This window comes from Pedobacter sp. 01T416_2 (genome assembly GCF_056398925.1).
The window spans coordinates 1-4,922 of record NZ_JBFTQI010000547.1; the positions used below are offsets into that span (position 1 = coordinate 1).

The 4,922-nt window shown below is 35.5% G+C and carries 4 protein-coding genes and 1 pseudogene; all 5 read left to right on the forward strand.

The window, feature by feature from the left end:
* The coding region (locus AC1DPQ_RS19970; RefSeq protein WP_477610656.1) for a RagB/SusD family nutrient uptake outer membrane protein at nt 1–1,597 on the forward strand (1,597 nt) is incomplete at its 5' end.
* 19 nt (nt 1,598–1,616) lie between these two features.
* The gene (locus AC1DPQ_RS19975; protein ID WP_477581334.1) at nt 1,617–2,294 is read left to right on the forward strand and encodes a hypothetical protein; all 678 of its coding nucleotides are present in this window, start codon (nt 1,617–1,619) and stop codon (nt 2,292–2,294) included.
* Between the two features lie 100 nt (nt 2,295–2,394).
* Nucleotides 2,395–3,417 (forward strand): DUF5007 domain-containing protein, encoded by a 1,023-nt coding sequence (locus AC1DPQ_RS19980; RefSeq protein ID WP_477581332.1) that lies wholly within the window; start codon nt 2,395–2,397, stop codon nt 3,415–3,417.
* 35 nt (nt 3,418–3,452) lie between these two features.
* Nucleotides 3,453–4,100: a carboxypeptidase-like regulatory domain-containing protein gene (locus AC1DPQ_RS19985; RefSeq protein WP_477610657.1), complete on the forward strand. Its 648-nt coding sequence runs from the start codon at nt 3,453–3,455 to the stop codon at nt 4,098–4,100.
* Nucleotides 4,060–4,922, forward strand: a pseudogene (locus AC1DPQ_RS19990) (SusC/RagA family TonB-linked outer membrane protein); the annotation flags it as partial. The gene AC1DPQ_RS19985 and the pseudogene AC1DPQ_RS19990, both read left to right, overlap by 41 nt.

Here is a 4,922-nt window from a genome sequence, read left to right on the forward strand (position 1 = left end):
GAATAACACGATCAATAAAAGGAACAGTCTCAACAAAATTTCAATTGGAATTATTGTGCTACTGGTTGGTTTAGGGAACTTTTCTTGTAAAAAGATTGATGATGTACAATCGACAAGACTATCTACTGAAGAAACCAACTGGAAAACATTAGAAGACGCTAAGGCCAATTTGTTGTCTATTTACGGTTTGTTACGTTCGGCAACGGTTTCTGATAATGGACATTGGTTAATGGGCGATTTGCGTAAGGGCGATTTCCAAATCACGAATCGTGCCGATTTAAAAGCAATTGTAAACGGACAGCTAAATGCATCGTACCCTGTAATTAATAGGCTTACTAATTGGCGTAGGTTTTATGCCGCCATTAATGCGGCTAGTTTATATATAGAACGTTCTGGCGAGATTTTAAAATTAGACCCACGTTATACTGTATTGAATAATGGGGCAGATATTGCACAAGCAAGAACACTAAGAGCTTTAGCCTATTTTTATATGAGTAGAATATGGGGAGATGTACCTTTGTTAACCTCTTCTCATGACGGCGAATTTGTTCAATTACCTAGAACCTCACAACAGAAAGTTTTAGCATTTGCAACCAATGAATTGTTAGCTGCTGCTCAAGTGTTGCCGTTTAGATATGGAGGTACCGATCCAATATTGCCTGGCTTATATTATGGTGGTGGTTGGAGTTCATGGAATGGTATCGTGTTTAACAGATTAACTGCTTATACCTTATTGGCACATATAGCTGCTTGGCAAGGTAATTATTTAGATGTGGCTAATTATTCGAAATACGTTTTAGATAATCAAACAAAAGTAAATGGAGATGGAGCTTATAACATAGATTATCTTAGTATGGATGCATTGACGGAAAATGACAATGGAGCTACCAATCCGTTTGCTTTTAAAAGGTCAAGCTTAATAGTAGGCTTTGCTTTTGAGAATATTAATGGATTGACGTCTGCGAATGGTCACATAGAACAACTAACATTGGCCGAGCCCTTTATCCCTAAAGCCCAGCCAGAAATGTTTGTGCCAAAGGATACTATCAATAAGGCATTTACTGATCCATCAGATTTACGTTTCAGTATTGATCCGGTAACTAAGCTATATAGAACCAATTATTTTTATGACTATCAATCAGAATTACCAATTTTTAACAAAATAAAGGTTATTAATAGAGCTCAAAAAACTAGTGATGTGATGATGTATAGCTCGTCATGCGTAATTAGTCGTTTAGAAGAGATTACCTTGCTAAGGGCTGAGGCTTTAGCTGTACTTGGGGATAGAAACGGTGCCATTGATGCTTTAAATGTATCTACCAATAAAAGAGGAACGGCTTATTTAGCCTCATCTACTGTGCCAATTCTTGATGCCATTTTTGCAGAAAGAAGAAGAGAATTAATGGGAGAGGGCTGGAGATGGTACGATATTGTGAGATTGAACAGAATTAAAAATACTAATGGTGTTTTTGCCACTAAAAATGGTACGCCAATGACCTTTAAACAGTTTGAAGCTGCAGGAGGGGTTTATTGGCCAGTATCGCAAGATGTAATTAATGCGAATTCATTAATTACTCAAAATTCATATTGGCAATAATCATATAGCAAAAAAATACATGAAAAATAGATTATATAAATACCACATTTTGTTCGCATTAGTTGTGCTAAGTTTATGTTTTGGAGCTTGTAAAAAAAGCGATTCACCTTATCATGATTATGTGAATACGGTACAAAGCTTTAACGGTTCGGCTTACGAATACCTTAAAGCACAACCAAAAGGAACATTCGATATTTTTTTATCGGTTGTAGATAAGTATCCAGATTTAGTTAACACACTAAAAAATGAAAAAGTAACCTTGTTTGTTCCGGTAAATAAAAATTTTGAAACCGCATTGAAATACTTGAATGATCAAAGAATAGCAAAAGGAAAATCATTGATTGATTTAGACAATGCAGATCCTGCTCAGTTATTGTACATGACTTGCAAATACATTCTTAAGGATAATAAAACAACTAATGATTACAAGGAAACTATAGATGGTATTGATCAAGTGTCGGTTGGTTCTAATTATCTCATGCATATTAAATATGTAAAGTTAAGCTCTTCTGGTTATGTAGGCGGGGGGGCTGCACAATTAACTTTTAGCGATCCAAAGGGTGTTATTTTTACTAAATATTGGGTTAATACAACTACTGATGCTGTTAATATTAAAACCAATAATGCAACCATAAACATCCTTACTCCAATGCATAATTTCGGATTTGATGAGTTTACTGTAAGATTAGATAATTAACGTAAGAAAAAAATGATGACACCATCATGGGGAAGCTGTTCAACAGCAAGAAAATTTGCCCATGATAGCTTCATAACCATTAAAAAACAAATATATTCTAATGAAAAATATTAAATATGCTTTACAAATAGCATTAGCATTGCTTAGCAGTATTGGTCTGCTCTCGTCATGCAAAAAGAACTTGCCTGATGCACGGCTTTCTATTGCTAACAATTCGCAATTTACCCAATACGTCTATAAACCAGTGTTGGGAAGAAATACTTTATTTAGCAATAACTTTCAATACGGTAGTTCTAGTCGTCCTTTAGATTTTAAGATTGTAAATATGAGGACATTTACAGGCGAGCCAGCACCAGAATTGACGGCTTTTTATCCCGTAATGGTTTGGAAACAAGCCTATGATGGGACAGAAAAATCAATTGCTGAAATTGATGCTAAAAGAGCCTTAGAAAATCATCAATTGTTTGAGATAAGACCTCATTCGGGAGAGTTTTTAATGTGGGCGTCAGCCAATTCAAATCAAATAAAAGCACAACCAGATTCTGGTTATGTTTTCGATGTCGAAATGTCTAATTCTGGGGGTAGGAAATACTATCAAAATTTAAGACTATTGCCTTTTAAGGAACGCCCATATGAACCATCAAACTTAGATCCGGTTATTGGACAAAGCCCCAATGTTTCGGTATCTCCAAGTGGTGTAAATATTACAGGAGAGCGTGGTCAGCCTTTAAACGCTGGATCTGATGTACGTGTTGTATTTAAGAGAAATGGAAGTGGCAATAGCTTAACTTTCAAATTCACAGATACCTTATCTAATCCTATAGATCCTAACAAGTTTGCTGCTACAGATTGGGCTAATTTGGTACACGGGTTTAACATGGTTAAAACAGATAAATATGTAAAATTCGATGCGGCTTATCCAATTCCATTAAGTGCATATCCAACAAAGTATACTACTTTATCTGGTACTCAAGCTAGGGTAGTGTTTAGGTTTAACAGACAAGCTTTCGGAAATGTGTTGCAGCAATGTTTTGTAGCATTGAATTTTAACATTTACCAACAAGGCGATTGGGAAATTACTTTCCAGTTTTTAAGGGACAGACCAAAATTTGATAATGATTAATGGACACAAATAGATTTAAACAAAACATATTTCCAATGAAGTATTTTTACACCATAGCATTTTTATTGATTTTTGGTTTCCAGAGCAAGACCTTTGCACAGCAAAAAATTGTGGTTAATGGAGTAGTATATGACGGCTCAACAAAATCAAAGCAAACTTTACCCGGGGTAACTGTACTGGTAGATGGTAAAGTGGTTGCACAAACAGGTCGCGAGGGTAGTTATAGGGTTACTGTAAATAACAACGCTGTATTAACTTTCAGTTATATCGGTTTTCAGTCCGTAAAGGAAAAAGTAAATAATAGAACCACTATCAATGTTACTTTAACTGAATCAAGTGATACTAAACTAAAAGAAATAACCATTACTTCCGGTTACCAAACCAAAACCAAAACATTAAATACAAGTTCTGCAGTAACTATTTCTGGTAAAGAGTTACAAGGGCAACCTGCTGGCGATGTGATCTCTCTGTTACAGGGTAAAGTTGCAGGCTTAAACATCCAAAATAATACTGGTGCACCAGGTTTTAGGGGCTCTGTTACTATCCGTGGTATCTCTAACATTAATGTTAGTGGAGAGGGTAACTCTAGTTTTCTTACGCCAACATCACCATTGTATAATACGTTACAGCGGAAGTACATTTTTGTCTACGGTACCGCAATTACGTACAGTAATTGGAGGTAAAGACGAACGTTTATTAAGAATAGACCAGATTTTACGTAATGATACAAGTAAATATAAGGCAATAGATAAAATTAATGGTACGCCATTTCTTGCTGATAGTTTAAATGCTTATTACAATAATTCTACAGATTGGCAGTCGTACTTTTATAGACCTACAATTAACCAAACCCATAACTTAAATATTTCTGGGGGCGATGTTAAGTTTAATTATAAAGTTGCGTTGGGTGTTATTGATCAAAGTGGTATCCAAAAAAATACAGGTTATACCCGTTATAATTTGAATATGAACATGGGGTATCAGCCAAGTGATAAATTCAAATTGGTTGGGTCATTATACAACTCTATACAGAAACAACAAACTGGAAGCGGAAATGGCTTGCAGAACGAGGGGGTGGCAACTGGGGGCAGTTCCTCGTCGTTATTACCTGCACCATCATTGTATTCGTCTGTAAACTCTGTATTGGGCGCATTAACTACAGATAATGATAGTAAGGTTTTAAATACAACGGCAACTATTAATGCAGATTACGAGGTGCTTAAAAATTTTAAAATTGGCACTTATTTGAGCTATACTGGGGTATCTAGTGTTAAAGATAATTTTTCTCCAGCAGCATTAAATGCTAACCAGTCTCAGAATTATACCTATAATGATAGGTCAACCACATTGTACAACCGTAACCAGTTATCTTATTTTTATTCACTTAAAGAAAAAGGTGAGGATGCCCATAATTTCTCTCTATTTGCTTTCTCTGAGTTAAGGTCTTCTTTTTTTAAGGCAGATGCGATGTTAGACCAAAAAGGAGTAAACGATCAACTACGTGG

Excerpts from the sequence above, each read along its gene's own strand:
- AC1DPQ_RS19975 (WP_477581334.1), top strand. The coding sequence starts at position 1,617 with ATGAAAAATAGATTATATAAATACCACATTTTGTTCGCATTAGTTGTG.
- AC1DPQ_RS19980 (WP_477581332.1), top strand. The coding sequence starts at position 2,395 with ATGAAAAATATTAAATATGCTTTACAAATAGCATTAGCATTGCTTAGC.
- AC1DPQ_RS19985 (WP_477610657.1), top strand. The coding sequence starts at position 3,453 with ATGAAGTATTTTTACACCATAGCATTTTTATTGATTTTTGGTTTCCAG.